General features: G+C 45.0%; 19 protein-coding genes, 1 tRNA gene, 1 pseudogene and 1 riboswitch. Of the genes and pseudogenes, 19 read left to right on the plus strand and 2 right to left on the minus strand.

The annotated features are described in order from the left end of the window. Positions 1-200: 200 nt before the first annotated feature. A riboswitch (molybdenum cofactor riboswitch) is annotated at positions 201-326 on the plus strand. Between the two features lie 201 nt (positions 327-527). From HMPREF1705_RS09040 to HMPREF1705_RS09100, 13 genes and pseudogenes are all read left to right on the plus strand, one after another. Then, positions 528-3,323, plus strand: coding sequence for a molybdopterin-dependent aldehyde oxidoreductase (locus HMPREF1705_RS09040; protein WP_040348005.1), 2,796 nt, complete (start codon positions 528-530; stop codon positions 3,321-3,323). Next, a complete protein-coding gene (locus HMPREF1705_RS09045) occupies positions 3,320-3,733 on the plus strand; it encodes a cupin domain-containing protein (protein ID WP_009201098.1) in 414 nt (137 codons plus the stop codon). The genes HMPREF1705_RS09040 and HMPREF1705_RS09045 overlap by 4 nt, the downstream gene beginning before the upstream one ends. Positions 3,734-3,967: 234 nt before the next feature. Next, positions 3,968-5,188: pseudogene (locus tag HMPREF1705_RS11290) on the plus strand (ISL3 family transposase). A 365-nt stretch (positions 5,189-5,553) separates the two neighbouring features. Next, entirely contained in the window at positions 5,554-6,453 is a 900-nt protein-coding gene (gene dapA, locus HMPREF1705_RS09055) for a 4-hydroxy-tetrahydrodipicolinate synthase (protein ID WP_040348002.1), read from the plus strand. After that, positions 6,438-7,091 carry a 4-hydroxy-tetrahydrodipicolinate reductase gene (locus tag HMPREF1705_RS09060; RefSeq protein WP_009201093.1) on the plus strand — a complete coding sequence of 218 codons (654 nt, stop codon included), beginning with the start codon at positions 6,438-6,440 and terminating at the stop codon, positions 7,089-7,091. Before dapA ends, HMPREF1705_RS09060 begins: the two co-directional genes overlap by 16 nt. Further along, positions 7,073-7,771, plus strand: a complete 699-nt coding sequence (gene dapD / locus HMPREF1705_RS09065; RefSeq protein ID WP_009201092.1) for a 2,3,4,5-tetrahydropyridine-2,6-dicarboxylate N-acetyltransferase — start codon at positions 7,073-7,075, stop codon at positions 7,769-7,771. The genes HMPREF1705_RS09060 and dapD overlap by 19 nt, the downstream gene beginning before the upstream one ends. Positions 7,772-7,795: 24 nt before the next feature. Then, complete coding sequence (locus HMPREF1705_RS09070; RefSeq protein WP_040348000.1) at positions 7,796-9,004, plus strand: aspartate kinase; 1,209 nt, start codon at positions 7,796-7,798, stop codon at positions 9,002-9,004. Between the two features lie 156 nt (positions 9,005-9,160). Then, a complete protein-coding gene (locus tag HMPREF1705_RS09075) occupies positions 9,161-10,315 on the plus strand; it encodes a branched-chain amino acid ABC transporter substrate-binding protein (RefSeq protein WP_009201090.1) in 1,155 nt (384 codons plus the stop codon). 27 nt (positions 10,316-10,342) lie between these two features. After that, the gene (locus HMPREF1705_RS09080) at positions 10,343-11,254 is read left to right on the plus strand and encodes a branched-chain amino acid ABC transporter permease (RefSeq protein ID WP_009201089.1); all 912 of its coding nucleotides are present in this window, start codon (positions 10,343-10,345) and stop codon (positions 11,252-11,254) included. 3 nt (positions 11,255-11,257) lie between these two features. Beyond that, positions 11,258-13,066, plus strand: coding sequence for a branched-chain amino acid ABC transporter ATP-binding protein/permease (locus tag HMPREF1705_RS09085; protein WP_040347998.1), 1,809 nt, complete (start codon positions 11,258-11,260; stop codon positions 13,064-13,066). A gap of 3 nt (positions 13,067-13,069) precedes the next feature. Continuing rightward, entirely contained in the window at positions 13,070-13,822 is a 753-nt protein-coding gene (locus HMPREF1705_RS09090; RefSeq protein WP_040347997.1) for an ABC transporter ATP-binding protein, read from the plus strand. Positions 13,823-13,946: 124 nt separating this feature from the next. After that, positions 13,947-14,396: a YbhB/YbcL family Raf kinase inhibitor-like protein gene (locus HMPREF1705_RS09095; RefSeq protein WP_040348502.1), complete on the plus strand. Its 450-nt coding sequence runs from the start codon at positions 13,947-13,949 to the stop codon at positions 14,394-14,396. A 165-nt stretch (positions 14,397-14,561) separates the two neighbouring features. Next, entirely contained in the window at positions 14,562-14,819 is a 258-nt protein-coding gene (locus tag HMPREF1705_RS09100; protein WP_009201085.1) for a Veg family protein, read from the plus strand. Positions 14,820-14,879: 60 nt separating this feature from the next. On the opposite strand, the gene ptsG is transcribed toward HMPREF1705_RS09100, so the two are convergent. Further along, positions 14,880-16,967: a glucose-specific PTS transporter subunit IIBC gene (gene ptsG / locus HMPREF1705_RS09105; RefSeq protein ID WP_040347996.1), complete on the minus strand. Its 2,088-nt coding sequence runs from the start codon at positions 16,965-16,967 to the stop codon at positions 14,880-14,882. A gap of 203 nt (positions 16,968-17,170) precedes the next feature. Next, on the minus strand, positions 17,171-18,028 hold the full coding sequence (glcT, locus tag HMPREF1705_RS09110) for a glucose PTS transporter transcription antiterminator GlcT (RefSeq protein WP_040347995.1): 858 nt from the start codon (positions 18,026-18,028) through the stop codon (positions 17,171-17,173). 346 nt (positions 18,029-18,374) lie between these two features. Here glcT and HMPREF1705_RS09115 point away from each other — a divergent pair, with 346 nt between their 5' ends. The 6 genes from HMPREF1705_RS09115 (at position 18,375) to trpS (ending at position 22,375) form a co-directional block, all read left to right on the plus strand. Next, the gene (locus tag HMPREF1705_RS09115; RefSeq protein ID WP_111089606.1) at positions 18,375-19,244 is read left to right on the plus strand and encodes a 4-(cytidine 5'-diphospho)-2-C-methyl-D-erythritol kinase; all 870 of its coding nucleotides are present in this window, start codon (positions 18,375-18,377) and stop codon (positions 19,242-19,244) included. A gap of 6 nt (positions 19,245-19,250) precedes the next feature. Further along, the gene (locus HMPREF1705_RS09120) at positions 19,251-20,042 is read left to right on the plus strand and encodes a phosphoribosyltransferase family protein (RefSeq protein ID WP_009201081.1); all 792 of its coding nucleotides are present in this window, start codon (positions 19,251-19,253) and stop codon (positions 20,040-20,042) included. A 62-nt stretch (positions 20,043-20,104) separates the two neighbouring features. Beyond that, positions 20,105-20,287 (plus strand): ferredoxin, encoded by a 183-nt coding sequence (locus HMPREF1705_RS09125; protein WP_040347994.1) that lies wholly within the window; start codon positions 20,105-20,107, stop codon positions 20,285-20,287. Positions 20,288-20,366: 79 nt separating this feature from the next. Then, a tRNA-Ile gene (locus HMPREF1705_RS09130) sits at positions 20,367-20,443 on the plus strand. Between the two features lie 72 nt (positions 20,444-20,515). Further along, the gene (locus HMPREF1705_RS09135) at positions 20,516-21,310 is read left to right on the plus strand and encodes a Nif3-like dinuclear metal center hexameric protein (RefSeq protein ID WP_111089607.1); all 795 of its coding nucleotides are present in this window, start codon (positions 20,516-20,518) and stop codon (positions 21,308-21,310) included. Positions 21,311-21,385: 75 nt separating this feature from the next. Further along, positions 21,386-22,375 carry a tryptophan--tRNA ligase gene (gene trpS / locus HMPREF1705_RS09140; protein WP_009201078.1) on the plus strand — a complete coding sequence of 330 codons (990 nt, stop codon included), beginning with the start codon at positions 21,386-21,388 and terminating at the stop codon, positions 22,373-22,375. Positions 22,376-22,380 lie beyond the last annotated feature (5 nt).

Below are 22,380 nucleotides of genomic sequence, written 5' to 3' on the forward strand. Positions count from 1 at the left end.
ATTGACACTTAACTCCTGTAAGGCTCCTTTTTGTATTATATTTTTAAGCTGCTCATGTATCCGCGAAAACTTTCATAATCGGCCATGTTATGCAACAATGTTGCATTTATTGTTATTGTAAAAGGTAAAATTTTCTTTTTTTGATTAATAAACTATCTTGAATAAAACGTTTATTGATGCTACGATTACGTGTATAAAATATACACATATTGCTCCGAGCCATTTAACCTAAAGACCCTTCATGGGATCCATGGTTTCTGGCCAATGGGTATCTTTGGAAACGAAGATGCCTCCCATGTTTGGAAAGGAGGAGACGCTGAAGAGTGCTTACAGACACAGATGTAAGTTTTCTTTGGCTGAAAAGGGTCGCCTCCTAAAGAGACGACCCTTTTTTCAACCTCCTTTAGCGTTAGATGGATGCTTTAAGGCTGGTATGGCAAATTAGTAATTTAAAGAAAGGAGGTTACGCGGGTCGAAGTTTGCCATATTTGAGCTTTAGGGCGTTCGAAAAAACGAGGAGGGAAACCATGAAACAGTATTTAAGAAAAAGCATCAAGGTCAACGGATGTCCCCACCACGTAGTTGCCTCCCCCGAGGCCATGCTGGTCAACATAATTCGAAAACAACTCGGGCTAACGGGAACGAAGCTCGGATGCGGATCAGGACAATGCGGAGCATGTGAAGTTATAATGAACGGCAAACTCGTACGTTCCTGCATCGTAAGATGGGATAAGGTGCCTGAAGACGCTGAAATTCAGACCATCGAAGGTTTAGGGACGCCGGACAAGCTCCACGCCCTTCAGTGGGCATACGTAAAGACGGGTGCCATACAATGCGGCTTCTGCACGCCGGGTTTCATAATGAGTTCCAAGGCCTTGATTGACGAAAACCCAAACCCGACCAGAGAAGAGGTTCGCGATTGGTTTCAGAAGAACAGAAACGCCTGCAGATGCACCGGTTACATCCAGATTGTCGATGCAGTCATGCTTGCTGCTAAAGTCTTGCGCGGCGAAGAACAAATGACGGATTTCTCGGAACTTGCACGAGACGGGAAAATATGGGGAAGCCATTATCCAAGGCCAAGCGCAGTATATAAGGCCACCGGTACATGGGACTTTGGCGATGACGTGGCGTTAAAGCTGCCTGATGAGACGTTATTTGCTGCCTGCGTATGTCCTGAAACTCATCATGCCATAGTCAAAAAGATAGATTTCAGCGAAGCAGAAAAGATGCCCGGGGTATATAAGATCGTAACGGCAGCGGACATCTACGCAAATAAGGGCACGAACAGAATAAGGGGCCAGGTGGGATCTAAGACCGCTACGACCAACGGATGGGAACGCCGAATCCTCGTAGAAGAAGGAGACAAGATCCGTCAGTGGGGGGAGGCAGTTGCCATTGTGTGTGCCGACACAGAAGAGCACGCAAGGGCAGCGGCCGACGCTGTAAAAGTAAAGATTGAAGAGCTGCCCCCGCTTTTAAACGTCAAAGACGCCATGACACCTAATGCCGTAAAGGTGCATGAGGACATACCCGATATAGACGGAATACCTAACGTGTTCAACAAACGACCCATAAAGAAGGGCAAAGACCCCAGGGAAGATCTGGACAAAGCCCCCTACGTAGTTGATGATGAATTTTACAGTTCAAGACAGCCCCATCTGACGATAGAGACCGATTGCGGATTCGGCTATTTCGACGAAGAAGGCCGTCTGGTGCTTCAGACTAAAAGCATTTGTGTGTACCGCCATCAACTCATGATTGCCCGCGGTTTGGGATTACCCCCTTCGAAGATCCGCGTCATACAAAATAATATGGGTGCCACATTCGGTTACAAGGTCGGCCCAACAAACGAACACTTAATTGGTGCATGTGTAATCGCCACGGGAAGGCCCGTTTATATGAGACTCGACATGAAAGAGCACATCGTTCGCACGCCCAAGAGGTCGCCATTTTTGATGAGGATTCGTGTAGGGGCAGACGAAAATGGCAAGCTGGTAGGCCTTGAACACACCTGGTACGTAGACCATGGACCGTATTCCGAATCCAGCCAGGATTTAACCAACAAGGGCGGACAGTTCATGCTTGCGCCTTACAGGGTAAACAATATCCGGGGTTGCGGTTACACCGTATTTACCAATCATAAATGGTGCACGGCCTTTAGATGTTATGGCGGACCTCAAACCTATTTCGGAGGAGAGCTTGCTATAGACATGTTGGCCGAAAGGGTAGGAATGGATCCCTTGGATTTCCGCGAGAAGAATTTAATTCAGCCAGGTGACACGCTACCTAGCGGTCAAAGACCGGAAGTTTATCCGCTTCAGACCATGATCACTCATATACGGCCCCTTTACGAAGAGGCCAAAAAGCAAGCTGCCGCTTTGTCAAACGACAAGATAAAGCGAGGCGTAGGCGTAGCCATAGGTATTTACAACTCAAACGACGACGGCCCCGACGAGGCAAACAGCCATATCGAGCTGACCAAAGACGGAGTAATACTTTACAACACATGGGAAGATCACGGACAGGGAGCAGACATGGGTTGTGTCGGCACGGCACACGAGGCGCTAAGGCCGTTAGGTTTAAGGCCTGATCAAATAAAACTTGTCTGCAACGATACAGCCAAGGCTCCCAACAGTGGAGCGGCAGCAGCCAGTCGTTCTCAGGTCATGGTCGGGATGGCCATCATAGACAGTTGCCGAAAACTACTTGACGCAATGCGAAAGCCTGACGGCACGTATAGGACTTACGACGAGATGATAGCAGAAGGCATACCTACTTACTACGAAGGCTACTACAAGGCGACCGTGAGAAACGTAAATGGTGAGATTCAAAACTGCACGGGCATGGACGATGAAACAGGCCAGGGCTATCCCTTCGCCAATCACATGTTCGGCCTCTTTTTAGCAGAGGTGTCAGTGGACGTAACGACAGGAGAGGTAAAGGTCGATCGCATGACGCTGGCATGTGATGTGGGAAAGATCAATAACTACGCCGTCGTTGAAGGGCAGCTTTACGGAGGCATCGCCCAGGGCATAGGGTTTGCATTGAAGGAAAACTTCGAGGACGTGAAAAAACACAACAACCTCTTAGCTTGCGGGTTTCCTTACATTAAAGATATACCCGACAATATCCGCCTGATACACATGGAATCTCCCAGGGAGTTCGGTCCCTTTGGCGCTTCCGGCACAGGGGAAGTCCCCCTTTCTGCCCCTCATGCTGCTATAATAAATGCGATACATAACGCCTGTGGCATCAGGCTTAAGACGATTCCGGCAACTCCAGATTTGATATTAATGTCATTGGAGGAGGCCAAAAAATGACGAATAAAGACCTTGAGCAACCCTTAGCAGGAAAGCTGGAAGATCTCCCAGAACTTAAAGCTTTTTCCCTTGGCGAAGGCGTGGTAAAGCGAATAGTCTTCGGACCGGAGCGTTTCTTCGATGATTATGTGGTTCGTTTCTTTACCCTTCCGCCAAACAGGATGATCTCCGAACACCAACACGAATGGCCGCACTACCTGATCACCCTGGAAGGGCACGGCCAGGTCATCATAGAAGGAGTCACGTGGGACCTGCCTGAAAAGTCCTGGGCCTTCGTGCCGCCTGACGTTTCTCATTCCTACGGAAACGCCTCGGACAAACCCTTTAGATTCCTCTGCATAGTGCCGTGGTTTGGAGATCCCGACGGCAAGCGCGCAAGGGCAAGATTAGAAAGAACAAAGAGGGAGTAAGATCCAAGCTCCCCAATCCTTAGCCTGGGAATTTGAACCAAAATATGAAGGTGGTAAGGATCAGCACAACTCATTTGGGTGAGAAATGTGATTCTTACCACCTTAGTTATTCATGCTGGCAAAATAGAGCCATCCCCTCAGGCTCTATAATCTTTAGTGTGGAAAATTTGACATGAAAAATATAATGGTGGTAAGAACCAACCAAACCCATTAAGAAAGGAGGCTCCTACCACCATGGCCAAAGGCCATAAATATAATATCACCAATCTGCTCGGATTAGAAGGTCTAAAGGTATTAGAGGTAGTTGAAGAAGAGGAAGGTTTTATAGTAATTGAAGTTCAGGCCAAAAAGAGAAAGGCGTTTTGTCCTCATTGCGGCTCAAAGCACCTTTACAAACACGGCCATGCAAGACCAAGGAGGGTGCTACATGCTTTTATCTGTGGCAAGAGGGTATATCTAAAGATACAGGGACTGCAGAGGTGGAAGTGCAGGATTTGTGGTCGCACCTTCACTCAAAGGCTTGAAATCTTAAGACCAAAAAGCAGGCTTACCAATATGGCCGAGATGTGGGTACTGTGGTTGCTAAAGTTCATGAGCTTCAAAGAGGTGGCAAAGCTTCTTCGCATATCCTACGGCAAAATTAAAAAGGTGTTGATGGACTTCGTGAGGATGGCAGACTTGCCGGAATCAATAATAGACGACTTAGAAGAACTTCACCTTGGGATAGACGAACACAGCTTTTCTCATCAGGACATGGTGATAGTGGTGACAGACGTAAAGGCGAAGAGGGTGCTTGGAATACTAAAGGACGACCGCCTTTCTACCCTGGAGGAGTTTTTAAGGAAGATCCCAAGCCAAAGGGTCAAGGAAGTATGCATAGACATGAAGGAGGGTTTCAGGAAGCTTGCTCAGAGGTTATTCCCTAAGGCTGACGTGGTCGTAGATCATTTCCACATCATAGCAGACGAAAAAACAGACGCATGGATGAGGCAAGAAGGATAGAACAAGACGTACGTAACAAAAGAAAGGTAAGGATACCCAAAAAGATATTCCTCGTGGGATTTGAGCGGTTAAGCGAAAGCGGAAGAGAAAAGCTAGACGAGCTTTTAAGCCAATACCCAAACCTCAAGGACTTTTACTGGGCTAAGGAAGCTTTGAGGAAACTTTACAGTGCAAGGGACAAAAAAGAAGCTTTAAGGCAGTTGGAGCTAGTCATCATGAACTTAAAGGCCTCTGATGATGCTAAAAGCTAGAAGGTGGGCAAATACGCTTAAAAGATGGCGTGAACCCATCTTAAACTACTTCGAGGACAATACTACCAACGCCTATACCGAAGGATGTAATACGAAAGTAAAGATGCTGAAACGAATCTCTTTTGGTCTTAGAAACATAGAGGTCTACGTCAGAAAGATGATGCTAGGGTTCTTGCCACAGAAATCTTTCCACACTATTTGAAATAGAGCCGATCGACCCATTGACAAATTAAAAATATCCTTGTAAGATTCATGCAACTCGTTTTTTAATATGATAACGGCGATGACGCAAGAGGCCGGAGGGTTAAGCATCAACAGAGAGGAGTGTTTACTGAGCTGAGAGGCGCTCTTGATGTACCGTAAGGCCCAAAGCTTGCGGGAGCTGACATGGAAAGGTAGTATGTAGCCGGAGTACATGTCCGGGTTGCCTCCGTTAAAGGGCTAAAGAGAGGAACACCCCGCGTTTATTTCATGGGGATGTTCAAGATGGGTGGTACCGCGGGTATTAAAGCTCGTCCCAGTTTTTTGGGACGAGCTTTTTTATATCCAAATATAGGAGGGATAGACATGTTCAGGGGAACTGGCACTGCTTTGATAACGCCTTTTAATGAAGGTAAGGTAGATTTTGAGAGCCTCGAAAAGTTACTTGATTTTCAAGTCAAAAACGGCGTGGATTTTTTGGTAGTGCTTGGAACCACAGGAGAGGCAGCTACGATCTCAAACTCGGAGAAAAATGAAATCATACGTTTTTGCATCAATAAAGTGGGTGGCAAGGTCCCTATTGTAGTCGGAACCGGTTCAAACTGTACTCAAACGACAACTGAGACATCTCTTGCTGCGTTATCTTTAGGAGCTGACGCCGTATTAATCGTAACACCTTACTACAACAAACCGCCTCAGGAAGGGTTGTTTCGGCACTACGAGAGCATTGCAACGGCATTAAAAGGGGGGCGGATTATTATTTACAATGTGCCCGGAAGAGCAGGAGTAAACATCATGCCTGAAACTGTCTTAAAGTTGGCGGAAATATCAAACATAGTGGGAATTAAAGAAGCATCGGGCAATATGGCTCAGATCGATGCGCTGATAAGGGCAGTAAAGGCTAAGAGAGAGGATTTTGCGGTCTTGTCCGGTAACGACGATCAGGCCTTTCATATCGTAAACTCAGGAGGAGATGGCGTGATTTCCGTTCTTTCAAACATTGCGCCCAAGGAGACTTCAGATATGGTCCGCCATGCTCTGGATGGAAATATGGAAGATGCTCGCAAGCTTCATTTGCGGCTATTTCCCTTGATGAAGGGACTGTTTTGCGAGACGAATCCAATTCCCGTGAAATACGCCGCCAGTAAGGTGGGCTTGTGCAAAAACGAGCTGCGCCTTCCTTTGGTTCCCGCATCGCAGAAGGCGATGGCGGAAGTTGACAAGGCTATGGCAGAAGGGGGAATACTGCAATGCGTTATGGCTTAGTTGGGTCGACCGGCAGGATGGGACAGGAAATTAAGAAGGCCTTTGTCGATCATACCCTCTGTTTGACTGTGGATGCCGAAAAGACCTGGAGCGACGGCACTCAGCCGGAGGTGATCGTTGATTTCTCCAACAGAAGTTCTCTTCCGAATACCGTCAATTTATGTGTAGAGAATGGGTCCGCATTAGTCATAGGTACCACCGGTTTGAACGAGGACGACTTTTCGATGTTAAGAGAACTGGGGAAAGATGTTCCGGTCGTGCAGAGTTACAACTTTTCCCTGGGAGTTAACATTTTAAAAATGATTTTAGCAAGCTACTCAAAGCTGCTTGAGGATTGGGATTCGGAGATCGTCGAAATCCATCACAATAAAAAGAAAGATGCTCCGTCCGGGACAGCCATCATGCTTCAGGAAGCATTGAAAAAACCTGCTGTGATGCATTCGCTGAGAATGGGTGGCATTCCGGGAGACCATTCGTTGATTTTCGCCAATGAAGGAGAAGTGCTTTCCTTCAATCATCGCGCCATCTCCAGGGCTGTATTTGCCTATGGCGCTCTAGAGGCTGCGGAATTTGCCCGATCTGCCAATCCCGGATTTTACACCTTCGAGGAGGTATTGCGATGCAAGCTCAAGAAATAATTAAGATGATAAGCGAATCGAAAAAAACTACCCCTTCTATGGCATTTATTGCAGGTGAACTCGAAGGCCTGGAAGTTGAAAAGGCGAAATTCGTGGGTAGTAGCGCTTTTGGTGTTTTGATAGGAGATTACAAGGATATCGCAGATATATTGGAAAACAATAAAGAACGCATTCACAGTTATCATATAGAAGTAAAAGCGAGAAATTCGGCAATTCCATTGGCAGATCTCACTCAATACGATGCTCGGATAGAGCCGGGGGCAGTAATACGGGATATGGTTGAGATAGGTAAAGGCGCCGTAATAATGATGGGAGCTGTGATAAACATAGGAGCGGTAATCGGAGCAGGTACGATGATAGACATGAACGCAGTGATCGGCGGAAGGGCAATCATCGGATCCAACTGCCACATAGGAGCAGGTGCAGTCATAGCAGGCGTAATAGAGCCACCCAGTGCCACTCCCGTCATCATTGGAGACAAAGTATTAATCGGTGCCAACGCCGTAGTCCTTGAGGGAGTAAAAATAGGAAGCGGTGCCATAGTGGGCGCAGGCTCCATCGTTACAAAAGATGTACCGGAAAATGCCGTTGTAGTCGGTGCTCCCGCAAGGGTTGTAAAGATAGCAGATGAAAACGTCGCCCAAAAGAGCAAAATCGTGGAGGAGTTGAGGAATCTATAAGCAATGACAAATTATTGGAGGGATATGTCCTTGATCGTACAAAAATACGGAGGTTCATCGGTTGCCACGCCTGAAAAGATTAAAAAGATTGCAGAGAAGATAAAAAAGAACGTTGAGGAAGAAGAAAAAGTATGTGTCGTGGTTTCGGCCATGGGAAAGACCACTGACGAGCTGATAGCATTGGCAAAAAGAATTAGCGACTCCCCAAAGCCGCGTGAGTTGGACATGTTGCTGTCGACAGGCGAACAGGTTACGGCAGCTTTGCTTTCCATCGCACTGAACGACATCGGTGTGCCTTCTGTATCCTTCAATGCCTTTCAGCTCGAGATGGTCACAACTTCCGATTTCAACAACGCCCGCATAATCGATATAAATGCCGAAAGGTTGCTCGATGAATTTCAAACCAACGACGTTATTGTCGTCGCCGGTTTTCAGGGAATAACAGATTTGAAGGACATCACGACGCTGGGACGGGGCGGTTCGGACACGTCAGCCGTTGCAATAGCAGCTAAGCTGAATACTAAATGCGAGATTTACAGCGATGTGGCCGGAGTCTTTGCCTGCGATCCCAAGATTATTCCTTCTGCTAAAAAGCACGAATACATAACGTACGACGAGCTCATGGAGCTCGCATCCATGGGGGCAAAGGTCGTTCATTCAAGGGCTGTCGAGATAGCCAAGAAATTTAAAGTCGAGCTTTATTGTGCTTCTACTTTTTCCGACGAAAGGGGGACTTTTGTTGTGGATAGTTTGCCTGAATGGCTAGAGCAACCTGTGGTAACGGGAGTGACGATGGATAAAAATCAAAGAAAATTTACTATTAGCCCCTTGCCGGGAGGACAAGAGGCACAGGTGCAATTATTCATAGCCTTGGCCTCTAAAAAAATAAACCTTGATATGATCTCAACGGTAAAGGATAACGGCCAAGTGTATTTAACTTTCACTGTTGTAGAAGGTGCAAGCGAAAGGGTTAGGGAAGTCGTTGAAGAGGTGTTATCACAATATGGCGAATATAGGCTCATAGAAGACGACGAAGTTGTAAAGATAACGGCGGTAGGCGTAGGTATGGAGTCGGCACCCGGTGTTGCGGCAAGATTCTTTGCGGCCCTTAATAAAGAAGGCGTAAAATTGCTTGGCACCAGCACATCCGAGATCAAAATATCTACATTGGTTCCCAAATATGATGCAGAGAAAGCAGTTAGAGCAGTCGCTAGAGAATTTAGTTTAGCATAAAAACTGCACCTGAATCCCTTTCCTCTAATTGGTTTTGAGTTCATGTCTTTTGTTTGGCGAAGAGTATGTTGTATAATTACTACAACTCGCTTGTAAACAAATCAAAATCCATAGTAATATAATAAAGAACACAACCAAAAGGAGGAGAGGGGAAAGATGAAAAAGGCGTGGTTTTGTTTGTTTATAGTTTTTTTGTTCGTGCTTTCTGTGGGAGCTGTTGCAGCCGAGGAGAAGCCCATAAAGATAGGGTTACAAGCGCCTATAACGGGTCAGTGGGCATACGAAGGAGAAATGGCCAAAAATTCAGTTGAAGTAGCCCTTCAGATGATCCAAGAGCAGGGGGGTATCCTCGGAGGGCGGAAGATCGAGATTGTGGTAGCTGATGATGCCTCCAACCCCAGAGACAGCGCATTGGCGGCTCAAAGGTTAGTTTCCCAACGGGTTGCAGCGGTTATTGGTACTTACGGTTCTTCCGTAAACGAACCGGCTGCCGATATTTACGAGGCAAGCAAGATGATCGATATAGGTTATGGCAGCACTGCCGTTAAGTTGACAATGGCCAAAGAACGTAAATACTTCTTCAGAACCTGCGGACGTGATGATACTCAGGGTCAATTCTTTAGTGAATATGCAGTAGGGACGATGAAGGCGCGTCGTATAGCCATCATGCATGACAATACGACCTTTGCCCTGGGAGTTGCCGAAGAAGCTAGAAAGGCTCTTCAAGAATACCTGGACGCCGGAGTAGCCGAACTCGTTTTCTATGATGCCATAACACCAGGCGAGAAAGATTTTACACCCATATTAACAAAACTACGCGAGACCAATCCCGATGTGTGGTATTTTACCGGTTACTTTCCGGAGGCCGGATTACTGGTGCGTCAGGGACGAGAATTGGGAATAAAGTGTCCCTTCGTCGGAGGAAACGCAGCCATTAACGAAGATTTTGTTAAGATAGCGGGCATAGAGTACGCAAAAGGTTGCCTCATGACGCAAGAACCCATGCCTACAGATTTGGACACTCCAAAGGCAAAGCGGTTCCTGGAACTTTACAGACAAAAACATAACACCTTACCGACGAGTCCATGGCCTGTATACGCTGCTGATGCCCTTATTGCCCTTTCTTGGGCGATCGATAAGGCAGGTTCGACCGATACCGAGGCAATGTTGGAGGTACTGAGAACCGGTATGGAAGGCTGCGAGGGGATAACCGGAAGTATCGCCTTCACGGAACGCGGGGATAGAAAGGGAATTATTTACAAGATGTATGTGGTGACCGAAGGGGGAGACATGGTGGTTTATCAACCATAAAACTGATCAGGAAAGAAGGGGCTTGTCTTGTCGATAATCCTTGAACAGTTGCTTAACGGACTGACTATAGGTTCATTTTACGCCCTTATCGCTCTTGGATATTCCATGGTATATGGAGTGATGAAATTAATAAACTTCGCCCACGGTGATTTATTCGCTCTTGGGAGCTACTTGGGCTATACTCTTTTGGTTTGGAGTGCCGGGGCCGTAAGCCAGAGGTTTGGCCTGTGGGGAGGCATGGCTGCGGCCCTGCTTTTTGCTTTTTTCGCCGTAGGTTGTGCAGGCGTATTGATGGAGAGAGTGGCTTACAGACCTGTTCAAAAATCGGGAAGATTGCCACTCGTTGTCTCGGCTTTGGGTGTTTCCATATTCCTTGAAAATTTGATAATGGCTGTATGGGGGCCTAGGTATCAGGCTTATCCCGCTTCCGTCGTTCCCACCTATACCATCTCTTTAGGGTGGTTTCATATTACGTCAATGCAGCTGTTCATATTGATCTTATCCTTTGTATTGATGCTGATTTTATATTACATCGTCCAAAAAACAACCTTTGGTGCCGCCATTAGGGCTACAGCTTTGGACAAGGAGATGGCTTCCATGTTGGGCATTGATGTGGGGAAGATCACTTTATTTATATTCTTTCTGGGCCCTGCCTTGGGCGGCATGGCAGGAGTGATGAACGGCATGTACTATCGCCAGATCTCTTTCGTCATGGGGTGGAACTACGGTCTTAAAGCTTTTACTGCAACTATTTTGGGAGGGATAGGGAATATACCGGCGGCAATGCTTGGAGGATTGCTCCTTGGTTTGGTAGAGATGTTTGGAGCAGCCTACATATCAAGCGCGTGGAAAGATGTGTTTACCTTTTTAATACTCATATTGATATTAATCTTCAGGCCTACCGGATTGATAGGCGAAAAAGTTGCGGAAAAGGTGTAACAGATGAATAAAAGACATAAGAGATCTCGATTGATATTAGGGATGGTCATTGCCCTTTTTTTGGCATTTCCCTTTTTTTCGAATTTTTATTGGATTGATGTCGCCTTTTTCTTTGGGGTATACGCCTTGCTCGGTTTGAGTTTGAATATAGTACTGGGGGAAACGGGGTTATTTGACCTTGGTCATGCCGCTTTTTATGCCATTGGAGCTTATGTTACTGCTATTTTAAATACTTTATATGGCATACCAATCGTATGGTTAATACCCTTAAGTGCCCTATGTGCAGGTTTTTTTGCCTATATTGTGACTTCTCCCATAATACACTTGAGGGGAGACTATTTATGTATAGTTACGATAGGAATTGGCGAAATCGTCAGGCTGGCTTTGATAAACAATCCCTTTGGACTTACGGGAGGACCAAATGGGATCACTGGAATAGGCAGACCCTCCTTCGGGTTGTTTGCAATAGATACATCTATGAGGTTTTATTTTTACGTTTGGATCATACTGGCTATAGTAATTTTGGGCTTGGTCAGGTTGCAACGTTCTCGCATAGGGAGGGCCTGGAACTACCTTAGGGAAGATGAAATAGCTGCCGAAATGAGCGGTATAGATGTCAGGCACTTCAAACTGCTCTCCTTTGTCCTGGGGGCTGCCCTGGCAGGGGTTGCAGGCAACATCTACGCTAGCAAATTAATGATAGTTTCTCCTGACACTTTTACTTTCATGGAATCCTCCATGCTCTTTTGCATTGTCATGTTGGGGGGGTTGGGTTCTATTCCCGGTTCAATACTAGGAGCAGGTATTATCACAGTCTTTCCTGAAATATTCAGGGTAGTGGCAAACTACAGAATGCTCTTTTTTGGAGGCGCTTTGGTTTTAGCCATGATTTTTCGGCCCGGTGGGCTTTGGCCACGTAAGAGGGAGATTGCGATACCAAACGTTAGATCGGCAGAAGAAGCCGAAGAAAGGATAAGACCTGTTGCCGTTGACCAAACTCGGACAACGGCGAAACAATCGGTTAACGGAGAAGCCAGCTCGTTTGAAAAACATATCTTGGTAACCGACAAACTTACCATGAAATTCGGAGGCCTCGTTGCTGTAAAGGACTTAGATTTAGTTGTGGGCCATGGAAAGATAACTAGTATAATAGGTCCCAACGGTGCGGGAAAGACTACTGTTTTTAATGTCGTAACCGGCATATATAAACCCGTCTCCGGAAAAATATACTTCGAAGGCAAAGATATTACCGGATTTAAGCCCCACAAAGTAGCGAGCCTTGGCATTGCAAGAACATTTCAAAACATACGCCTTTTTCCAGGCCTTACATGTGTTGAAAATATTATGGCCGGTCTTCATCATAGAATGAGTTCTTACGTCTTTTCTTCGATCATGAGAACGGAATCTCAAATATTGGAAGAAAAGTGGGCCATAGAAACTGCCATGTATTGGCTTGATAAGGCAGGGCTTGCCGGCCTTTCCGACGAACTTGCCAAAAATCTTCCTTACGGTAAGCAAAAGCTTCTGGAGTTGGCCAGAGCCCTTTCCTCTTCGCCAAAGTTGCTCATCCTCGACGAACCGTCCTCGGGCTTAAACGACAAAGAGACGGAAGACCTCATGATATTTCTTAAAAACCTTTTGGACGAGATGGATCTCTCTATTTTGCTCATTGAACATGACATGAACTTGGTCATGGGTATCTCTCATTGGGTAGTTGCAATGGACATGGGCATGAAAATAGCAGAGGGAAGACCACAGGATATTTACAACAACTCCAGAGTCATCGAGGCATATCTTGGCAGGGAGGAGTAGGTGATGTCAGAGCTTCTGGTTTTAAAAGACGTGGTAGTGTCCTACGGAGCCGTGATGGCTCTTAAAGGCGTATCTATCAAACTTAATGAAGGCCAGATAATAGCTGTCCTAGGGGCCAATGGAGCGGGAAAATCTACTATGCTCAAATCGATTTCCAAAATAGTTCCTTTAAAAGAGGGAAAGATTTTCTATAAAGGGAAAGATATGGCCTCTCTTTCCGCACATGATCTTGCCTTCCAAGGAATTTCACATGTTCCCGAGGGCAGAAGGGTATTTCCGACTCTGACAGTTGAAGAAAACCTAAACCTGGGGGCTTATGGGGCGAGAAAGCGGCTGTTGGACGAGGAAGTTGAGGAGACAAAAAAATGGATCTTTGAGCTTTTTCCTGTCCTTGCCGAAAGAAAAAACCAACTTGCCGGCACTCTTTCCGGGGGAGAGCAACAAATGCTTGCCATAGGGAGAGGATTGATAGCGAAGCCGACTTTACTTTTGTTAGATGAACCTTCCTTGGGATTAGCCCCGATTTTAGTAAAGGAAATTTTTAATGCCATAAGAAAGATCCATGAAGAAAGCGGGACCTCCATCTTGCTTGTGGAACAAAACGCAAAAAAGGCCTTGGCCGAATCGGATTATGCTTACATTCTCGAGACGGGAAAGATAAGCATTGAAGGACCTGCAAGTGAACTTGCTGGCGACGAAAGAGTGAAAGCTGCCTATTTAGGCGGGAGTGCGGTGACAAAAAAAGAGCAAAAATAACGAGGAAAGAGGCTATTAAAACGTGAAAAAAGTACTATATATTTTTTGTTGTATAATAATTTTATGGCCAGTGCGTAATTTAATGGCAAATTCCACAGGCGATTATTTGGCGGAGGTGTGTGAAATGCAAATAAGAGTGACATCGCCGGCCTTCAATAATGAAGATTTCATTCCTTCAAAATATACCTGTGAGGGAAAGGATATTATGCCACCTCTTGCATGGGAGGGAGTACCGGAAAACACGCTAAGCCTAGTATTGATAGTAGATGATCCGGATGCGCCTAGCGGAACTTTTACTCATGCAATTTTCTTCAACATAGAACCCCAAAAAAGAGGTATAGAAGAGGGCGAATCTCCAGGAGTTGCTGGCGTAAATGACTTTGGTCGGCTGGGGTATGGCGGTCCCTGTCCTCCAAAGGGGCATGGACCACATCGGTACTACTTCAAAGTATACGCCCTTGATATATCTTCCCTCAACCTTAAAAGTGGGGCTCATAAGTCTGCCGTGGAAAAGGCGATCAAAGGCCATATATTGGCATATGGGGAATTGATTGGAAAGTACGAAAGGAAATAATAAAAACATCTGAAGATTGGTGATCTTACAGCGGCCTCCAATGCCAAATTTGGGGGCCGTAGTTTTTTATAAGTTAGCAATTTAATATATGATTTTTATTTTGCTTGTATTTTATAGAAATATGTAGTAAAATATACACAAATGACATTTGAGGAGTGATGTCCGGTGTCTGAGAAGTTACTTTGTATACGCGAAAAACTGGCTTCCCACATCGGTGATCGCGTTAGATATCGACAGGCAAAGGGCAGGAGAAAGACAGAGGAACATGAAGGTGTTATCATGGAGACCTATCCGAATATATTTACTCTGTATGTGAAGGCCCAAAACAGCACTGTCTCTTTTCGCTATTCCGATCTCCTAACGCATGACGTGGAATTGGAATTTCTATCATCCAACGATCGAATACCTCACAAGGCCAGTTAGCATGATAATCTGCATTACAGGCAAACATAAAAGAGGCCCCTTGTGAAGGGGCCTCTTTACCTATAGTTTAATGTTTCCTGTGGCTACAGGTTGGCTCTTTATAATGCGCACGCAACCCATCTCTCCGATTTTCACATCTCTTTCCTCGATTATCTCGATTCTTTCGTTGGAGCTTAAATTTGTGAATATTATTGGAGATATCGTAGAGGTTGCATTTTTAGAGATGTACTCCAGATCCGCCTTAAGGAGAACCTGTCCCCGTTTGACGACGTCTCCCTGTTTTACAAATGCCTCAAAACCTTCTCCGTTTAGTTTTACTGTATCGATGCCTACGTGAATAAGCATCTCTAGTCCGTTGTCTGCAACTATTCCTATGGCATGTTTGGTGGGAAAGAAAACAGCTACTTTTCCGTCTGTCGGAGATACGACGGTGCCGTCCTTTGGCAATATGGCGAAACCGTCACCCAAGATTTTCTCTGAGAATGTCTTATCTGGTACTTCGGAGATAGGTATCAGTTTTCCGGACATGGGCATTGCGATTACCATATCTTTGCCCGAAATGCTTCTTTCTTCTCCAAGTTGTTCGTCTTCCGAAGGAGACATATCGGATCTTTCTCCCTTTAGGATGTCTGCGATTTGTTCTTTTATCTTCTCCGACTTGGTCCCAAATATAATCTGAAGGTTTTTGTCTACCTGCATAATTCCCGAAGCTCCCAAGGCTCGCAACCTTTCTTTGTTTACCTTGGAAACATCTTTGACTGAAACGCGCAAGCGGGTAATGCAGGCATCGAGTTTAGCCAAGTTTTTCCGACCGCCTAGGGCCTCAAGGACGTCGTAGGGCAAAGTTTCTGACGTTTTTGGAGTTGAAATGGGGATAGAGGCCCCGTTAAGTTTGGCCTCGGACTTTTCTCGTCCGGGAGTCGGCAGATCAAATTTTTTGATGGCAAAGGAAAAAACAGAATAATAGAGGAGCGCGTAAAGAGCGCCAACAGCAATAACAAGCCACCAGGGCTCACGGCCGGGAACCACTCCAAATAAGAAAAAGTCGATGGCTCCGCCGGAAAAAGTATAGCCTATGTTGATATCTAGAAAATAGAGTGCCACAAAGGCTATGCCGTCTAAAATTGCGTGGAATAAAAAGAGCAAAGGAGACAGAAATAGGAAGGAAAATTCTATGGGTTCCGTAATTCCCGTCAAGAAAGACGTGAGCGCCGCGGAAGCCATTAAGCTGCCTACCCATTTCTTGTTCTCCGGTTTTGCCAATCTGTACATGGCTAAGGCCGCTGCCGGAAGACCGAACATCATTACGGGAAACTCGCCGGCCATGAAATGCCCCGCCGTTAAATTTGCTCCATCTTGCAACTGGGCAAAGAAAATATTCATGTCTCCACGCACTATATTTCCTGCCGCGGTTGTGTATTGACCGAACTCAAACCAGAATGGAGCATGCCAGATGTGGTGAAGGCCGAAAGGTATTAACAAACGTTTTACAAACCCGAAGAAGAACACTGCAATAGGGTAGGCTGACCCCATTAAATACTGCGATGTGGCGTTGATTCCCGCTTGTACGTGAGGCCATAGAAAAAACATTAAGATGCCAAGGAAAAAGGAGCTGAAAGCGGTGACAATAGGAACAAAACGTTTGCCGGCGAAAAAGCCCAAAAAGGGCGGCAACTCGATAGTGTAATACCTGTTATAACACCATGCTGCCAAAGCCCCGACGACGATACCTCCGAATACCCCAGTCTGCAGGGTGGGAATGCCCAAAACCAGGGCATAGGCCGGATTTGTCTGCGATATGACGCTATCTAACGATATCCCACCCATCACGCTCATAGTGACGTTCATTACCAGGTAGCCTACTGATGCTGCGAGAGCAGCAGCCCCTGCTCCGCCAGATAATCCTACGGCGACTCCCAAAGCAAAAATTAAAGCCAGGTTTTCAAAAATTATTCCTCCCGCAGATTGCATCATCGATGCCAAGCCGACAAAAGCGCCGTTCTGCAAAAAGGGCAAAAGAGCTACGACGTTTGGGCTTTTCATGCTGGTACCTATGGCAAGCAGCAATCCGGCCGCCGGTAAAATAGCCACCGGCAACATCAACGATTGACCTATCCTTTGCAATTGTCCAAATGATTTTTTGAACACCTACCACAACCTCCTGTCCTATGGATTCGAGCATTAAAAAAGGCATGAGCAAAAGAGATACGGCACTAATTTACCGTACACTCCTTTGCTCATGCCTGTGCTTACACAGTAACACGCAAGAAGAGTATATTAGCTATCTATTGTTTATGCTGTAACTTATTACGAAACAATGAAAATTACGGCTGCAATGAAACTAACGCGCTTTAACACACTTCAGCGGTTCCAGCCCGAGCTATATTATACAATCTCTGTAAATGCAATGTCAAATACACTGATTCCGCCTCTGGAATTTTTTTCTTTAGTTGCTTCTGCATATATTTTATCATTTTCCAGGCAATGGAATAACAAAGCGCACATTCTTTTTGCAAAACATCTTTTAAGAACTCCGCATTATCCACATATTTTCCCGATTCTATTCGATCGAGAGAAAAATGAAGATGTCTGATGAAGCGCGAATAATTTATATCACTTCTATCTAAAGTTACTTTTAGCGAGTTCTCTGCAATAGCAATCAATTGGGAGACGATTTGCGTTCTTTTCGTTAGATTCGCTATGCTTGCCTTTGAAATGGCGCTATGGATGTGCAACGTTATAAACCCCACCTCATCTTCGGGAATGTTTACACTGAGTTCTTTCTCAAGCCATTCCGTCAATTCCTCAGCAACAGCGTATTCTCGCGGATATGCCAGCTCAATTTCGAATCTGAAAGGATTTTTTATCTCCACACCGTTTTTCAAGCGTTTTAAGGCAAAATGTAAATGATCGGTAAGGCTGGTATGAATGTGTTCATTTAATGAAGTGCCAAGCTTGTCTTCAATGAAAGATATAGCATCGTTCATGATGCCGATAAAATTTTCATCAATTTCTTTTAGCATTTGAAGGTATTGCTCCTGTTCCTCAGGGTTTTTAAGGACAAACAGCTTTTCGGCATCAGCGTTAGATATGCTTTCGCCTGCCTTTTTGTTGAAACCTATACCCTTTCCCAGGAGTATAACCTCTTCATATGTGGGGTGTTCTGCGATAAGGGCATTATTATTTAACACTTTTTTAATTTTGAGCATACCCATCACACCCATCTGCATTTATTATATTTAGCTAAAGCGACATTCATATTCTATAACGCAATAAAAAACTTGACAGATAATTTTAAACAATTTCTTAATTTATTCTATCCCACTAGGGGGAACAGAGCAAGCATGATAAAAAACAATAATGATGCGGTATAGTAGGTGAAACGTCAATATACTAAATGACCTTTGTATGCTCTTTGATATCATTGGACATATCTAATATAATTTCGAACATAAGTACTTATTTTTATCGGAGTGGCTAAAATGCATACGAAGAGCTTATAATAAGCCTTAAATTGGGTGGACAATTTTCGACACAAAGATCGGAGGTAGTACATTGATCTATATACCGAGCTATATAAAAATTAACCTTAGTTTAAGAGTGTTTGTCCCCAGAGATGATGGCTATCATGAAATCTCTACGTTATTCCATAAGCTTGGGCCAATCGAATGGTTGGCTATTAGAAGGTTAAATGGAACAAATCGGGATGATATTGTAAATTCCTATAATATTGGAATATCCGGGACGAATATTATTTCAAGGGCAATCGAATTTTTGAGGTCTAAATCTGTAAGGTTGCCTCCAATAGAATGCAACATCTGGAAAGTTTTACCCGTTGGAAGCGGCATAGGTGCCGGAAGCGGGAACGGAGCTGCCATATTAGAATGGGCTTCGACAATTTACGATTTATTTCTAGATCCTGCAGAACTTGCTGCACTTGGTGCCGATATCCCCTTCTTTCTTTCGAAGACGAAGACGGCATTGGCTACTGGCGTTGGGGAAAGGTTGAAACTTTTGGACCCCCTCACAGGGATATATGCATTGCTTGCCATACCAAATATAAAAATTTCCACTGCTGAAGCATATAGAGAGCTCGATGAAAGCAGGAAAAGGGGCGAAGCCGAGATAGTGCCCGTCTCATTTGCAATATACGAAGCTTTAAACCTCTATGCTGACCTTGAAAAGAGAAGAAGGATCGGGTTTTTGCCAAATGACTTCGTAACGGTTTTGAGAAAAAAAAGCGACTTTTACGACGGATTTTTCGATCTATGCAATTCAACTTTCAATAATAGCCTGGCTTGGGGTTTAAGCGGGAGCGGTTCATCCGTTTTTTGTCTTTTCACAGACAAGCACGAGGCTATCAAAGCGCAGGAATTGGTAAGCTCAAAGCTCGAATGTGATTGTAAAACCTTTGTGCTGGAGTGATCTGACATGAAAATTTCCAGGCCGGAACGCATTGCAAGGATCGTTTGGAGGTTGGCAAAACATCCGTCTCAATCCTTTTCTCTAAGCGATATTGCTAAAGAATTTGAGGTATCAAAGACCGTGTTAAGCGATGATGTTGAGATCATCTCAAATGCAATGAACGATGAAGGATGCAGCAGAATTATCATCGATAGAGGGAGAGGAGGAGGGGCATATTTAATCCCCTCCTTCAACGAAAGGGACAAAGTAAAATTCCTCGAAGAGATTGCTTTAGAACTTTCCAGAGAAGAGAGATTTCTGCCTGGAGGATTAATATACTATAGTGATATCATATTTAATCCCTATTATGCACAGTGGTTAGGTTGGGCCTTGGCTTCCATGTTCGTCGATTCAGGTGCCGATGTAGTGATGACTTCTGAGGTCAAGGGCATACCCATAGCTTTATTCGTTGCCCAAGCTTTAGGTCTTCCCCTGGCTGTTTGTCGATTCAGAAACAGACCAAGCGATGGTCCGGCTGTGGCGCTTCACTTTCCTTCAGGTACAGGTGATGTTCGTACCATGTACATGGGCACTCGCAATTTAAAGAAAGGTTCCAAAGTTTTGGTCATCGACGATTTCATGCGTGGAGGCAGCACGATAGCGGGCATGATTATGATGACAAGAGAGTTCGATGCCGCTGTGGTGGGAAAAGGGATATTTATTGTGTCGGCTTTGCCTGAAAATAAAGCAATAACAGAATATAAGGCGCTATTAGTCCTGGAAAAAAATTTGGGGAAACCGTTAGTGAGAGTTTTGTGATCGAAAATATTTGATTAGAACGAAAATACTGCTATAGTATGTGCCAAAGGGGGTGGAATTACATGAAGGTGGAACTGGATCAGGAACTCTGTATTGGATGCGGTGTTTGTTCCCAGGTGTGTCCGGAGGTCTTCGAGCTGGACGAAGAACTAGGCAAAGCCAAGGTGGTGAAGCCCAGCGGTGCTGAATGTGCCATGGAAGCAGCAGAAAGCTGTCCTGTCAGCTGCATAACCGTTGAAAAGTAGGTAAATTTCGATAAAAAATACGACCTACTACTTGCCCTAAACGAAACTCGTAGTTATAATCATAAATGCTTAAGGGTTTGGGCCCATAGCTCAACAGGTCAGAGCCACCGGCTCATAACCGGAAGGTTCCTGGTTCGAGTCCAGGTGGGCCCACCAAAAGCCAACAAAAGCCACCGAAAAGGTGGCTTTTTCTGTTAATTACAACCACTTATGCAAGGAGATGTTTTTATGCCCTATGTCGTTGAGGACATTTTGGCAGCCATAGACGAGATAGCTCCTTTCAATGTGCAGGAAGAGTGGGATAACTCGGGATTAGTAATAGGTGATCTGTCTTGCAAGGTCGATGGCCTGGCACTTGCTTTGGATTTGACGCACGAGGTCATAGATAAAGCTCGCGATTTGGGCGTCAATGTAATTGTTACCCACCATCCCCCCATCATTTCTCCAATGAAGAAGTGGGATGTTTCAAACTACAGCGCCTCTCTATTTTACAAATCTGCACATTATGGAATGAATGTAATTTCAGCTCATACAAATCTCGATATGTCATATAATGGCATAAATGTTACACTAACTGAATCCCTTAAAATTCATGACTATAAGCCATTGATCTATTTCCAAGAAAACGCCTTTGGACTGGGGGCATGGGGACATTTTGAAGCCGAAGTTTCAAAAGATGAATTGGCAGAGCTGATGTCCAGGGCTTGGAATGTTTCCTGGATAGCCTTTTACGGGCAAGGGGAAAGGTTTAAAAAAGTCGCCCTCTGTGGCGGATCGGGCGGCGAATTTTGGGTGAATGCTTTTAATGTAGGAGCTGATATTTATATAACTGCTGATATGAAGTACCATCAAATAGCCGAGGCCCAGAGATATTTAACCCTGGCAATCGTCGATCACGGACAGATGGAGCGAGGCGGATTGTCAAAGTTTATGGAGAAATTAAAGCAACTTCCGGAAATAAGGGTATATGATCTGACGGAGATTAAAGCTTACGATGACCCAAAGATTATCTATATAGAATAAAATACAGGCGATGTCTTTGTAATATATATATAAAATTGGCATGAGAATTATATTGATAATGGGGTGATACATACAATGAAAGAATGCGTGTTCAGCGGCATGCGTCCGACCGGAAAATTGCATCTTGGCCATCTAGCGGGAGCCCTGTCCAATTGGTTGAAGCTTCAGGACGAATTTGAGTGCTATTACTGTATCGTCGATTGGCATGCCTTGATGTCGGAATACATGAACAGCTCAAAAATTAAAGATTATTGCCGGGAAATTCTCCTGGATTGGCTTGCCGTCGGCTTAGATCCCGAAAAGGCGGTGATCTTTCAACAGTCCCATGTCAGTGGCCATGCCGAGCTTCATCTTGCTCTATCGATGATCGCTCCCCTTGGAAGGCTTGAGAGAAACCCCATATATAAAGAACAACTCGAAAACATTGCCGACAAAGACCTTCAAACCTATGGATTTCTTGGGTATCCGGTGTTAATGGCGGCCGATATATTGTTATACAAAGCAACAAAAGTCCCTGTGGGCGAAGATCAATCAATACATCTAGAAATTGCCAAAGAGTTAGCGCGAAAATTCAATAGTACTTTTAAAGAGGTATTCCCAGAGCCGGAGATATTGCTCACCCCAACGCCCCGAGTCCCAGGCATTGATGGCAGAAAGATGAGCAAGTCTTACAATAATGCCCTTTTCATTTCAGAGGATCTAAACGAGATGTGGGACAAAGTCAGAACTATGATGACAGACCCCGCTCGGATGAGAAGGTCGGATCCCGGAGAGCCAGAGAAATGCCCTGTATGGCATTTGCACAAAATATTCACCCAGGACGAGGAGAAAAAAAGAGAGCTTGCCTATGGATGTCGATCTGCAGGGATTGGCTGCATAGATTGCAAAAAGGTATTGATGGAATGGATCAGGTTCAAACTCGAACCAATTCAGAAGAGAAGAAAATATTATGAAGAACATGGGCTTGAGATGATGGATATTTTGCGGGAGGGAGCCGAGAGAGCTTCGAATGTGGCAGATAAGACCATCGAAGAAGTAAAAAGTGCCGTAGGCTTCATCCTGTAGGAGAT

The sequence above is a fragment of the Acetomicrobium hydrogeniformans ATCC BAA-1850 genome, assembly GCF_000160455.2.
GTDB classification, from domain to species: Bacteria; Synergistota; Synergistia; order Synergistales; family Acetomicrobiaceae; genus Acetomicrobium; species Acetomicrobium thermoterrenum.

Excerpts from the sequence above, each read along its gene's own strand:
- HMPREF1705_RS09040 (WP_040348005.1), top strand. The coding sequence starts at position 528 with ATGAAACAGTATTTAAGAAAAAGCATCAAGGTCAACGGATGTCCCCAC.
- HMPREF1705_RS09045 (WP_009201098.1), top strand. The coding sequence starts at position 3,320 with ATGACGAATAAAGACCTTGAGCAACCCTTAGCAGGAAAGCTGGAAGAT.
- dapA (WP_040348002.1), top strand. The coding sequence starts at position 5,554 with ATGTTCAGGGGAACTGGCACTGCTTTGATAACGCCTTTTAATGAAGGT.
- HMPREF1705_RS09060 (WP_009201093.1), top strand. The coding sequence starts at position 6,438 with ATGCGTTATGGCTTAGTTGGGTCGACCGGCAGGATGGGACAGGAAATT.
- dapD (WP_009201092.1), top strand. The coding sequence starts at position 7,073 with ATGCAAGCTCAAGAAATAATTAAGATGATAAGCGAATCGAAAAAAACT.
- HMPREF1705_RS09070 (WP_040348000.1), top strand. The coding sequence starts at position 7,796 with ATGTCCTTGATCGTACAAAAATACGGAGGTTCATCGGTTGCCACGCCT.
- HMPREF1705_RS09075 (WP_009201090.1), top strand. The coding sequence starts at position 9,161 with ATGAAAAAGGCGTGGTTTTGTTTGTTTATAGTTTTTTTGTTCGTGCTT.
- HMPREF1705_RS09085 (WP_040347998.1), top strand. The coding sequence starts at position 11,258 with ATGAATAAAAGACATAAGAGATCTCGATTGATATTAGGGATGGTCATT.
- HMPREF1705_RS09090 (WP_040347997.1), top strand. The coding sequence starts at position 13,070 with ATGTCAGAGCTTCTGGTTTTAAAAGACGTGGTAGTGTCCTACGGAGCC.
- HMPREF1705_RS09095 (WP_040348502.1), top strand. The coding sequence starts at position 13,947 with ATGCAAATAAGAGTGACATCGCCGGCCTTCAATAATGAAGATTTCATT.
- glcT (WP_040347995.1), bottom strand. The coding sequence starts at position 18,028 with ATGCTCAAAATTAAAAAAGTGTTAAATAATAATGCCCTTATCGCAGAA.
- HMPREF1705_RS09120 (WP_009201081.1), top strand. The coding sequence starts at position 19,251 with ATGAAAATTTCCAGGCCGGAACGCATTGCAAGGATCGTTTGGAGGTTG.
- HMPREF1705_RS09125 (WP_040347994.1), top strand. The coding sequence starts at position 20,105 with ATGAAGGTGGAACTGGATCAGGAACTCTGTATTGGATGCGGTGTTTGT.
- HMPREF1705_RS09135 (WP_111089607.1), top strand. The coding sequence starts at position 20,516 with ATGCCCTATGTCGTTGAGGACATTTTGGCAGCCATAGACGAGATAGCT.
- trpS (WP_009201078.1), top strand. The coding sequence starts at position 21,386 with ATGAAAGAATGCGTGTTCAGCGGCATGCGTCCGACCGGAAAATTGCAT.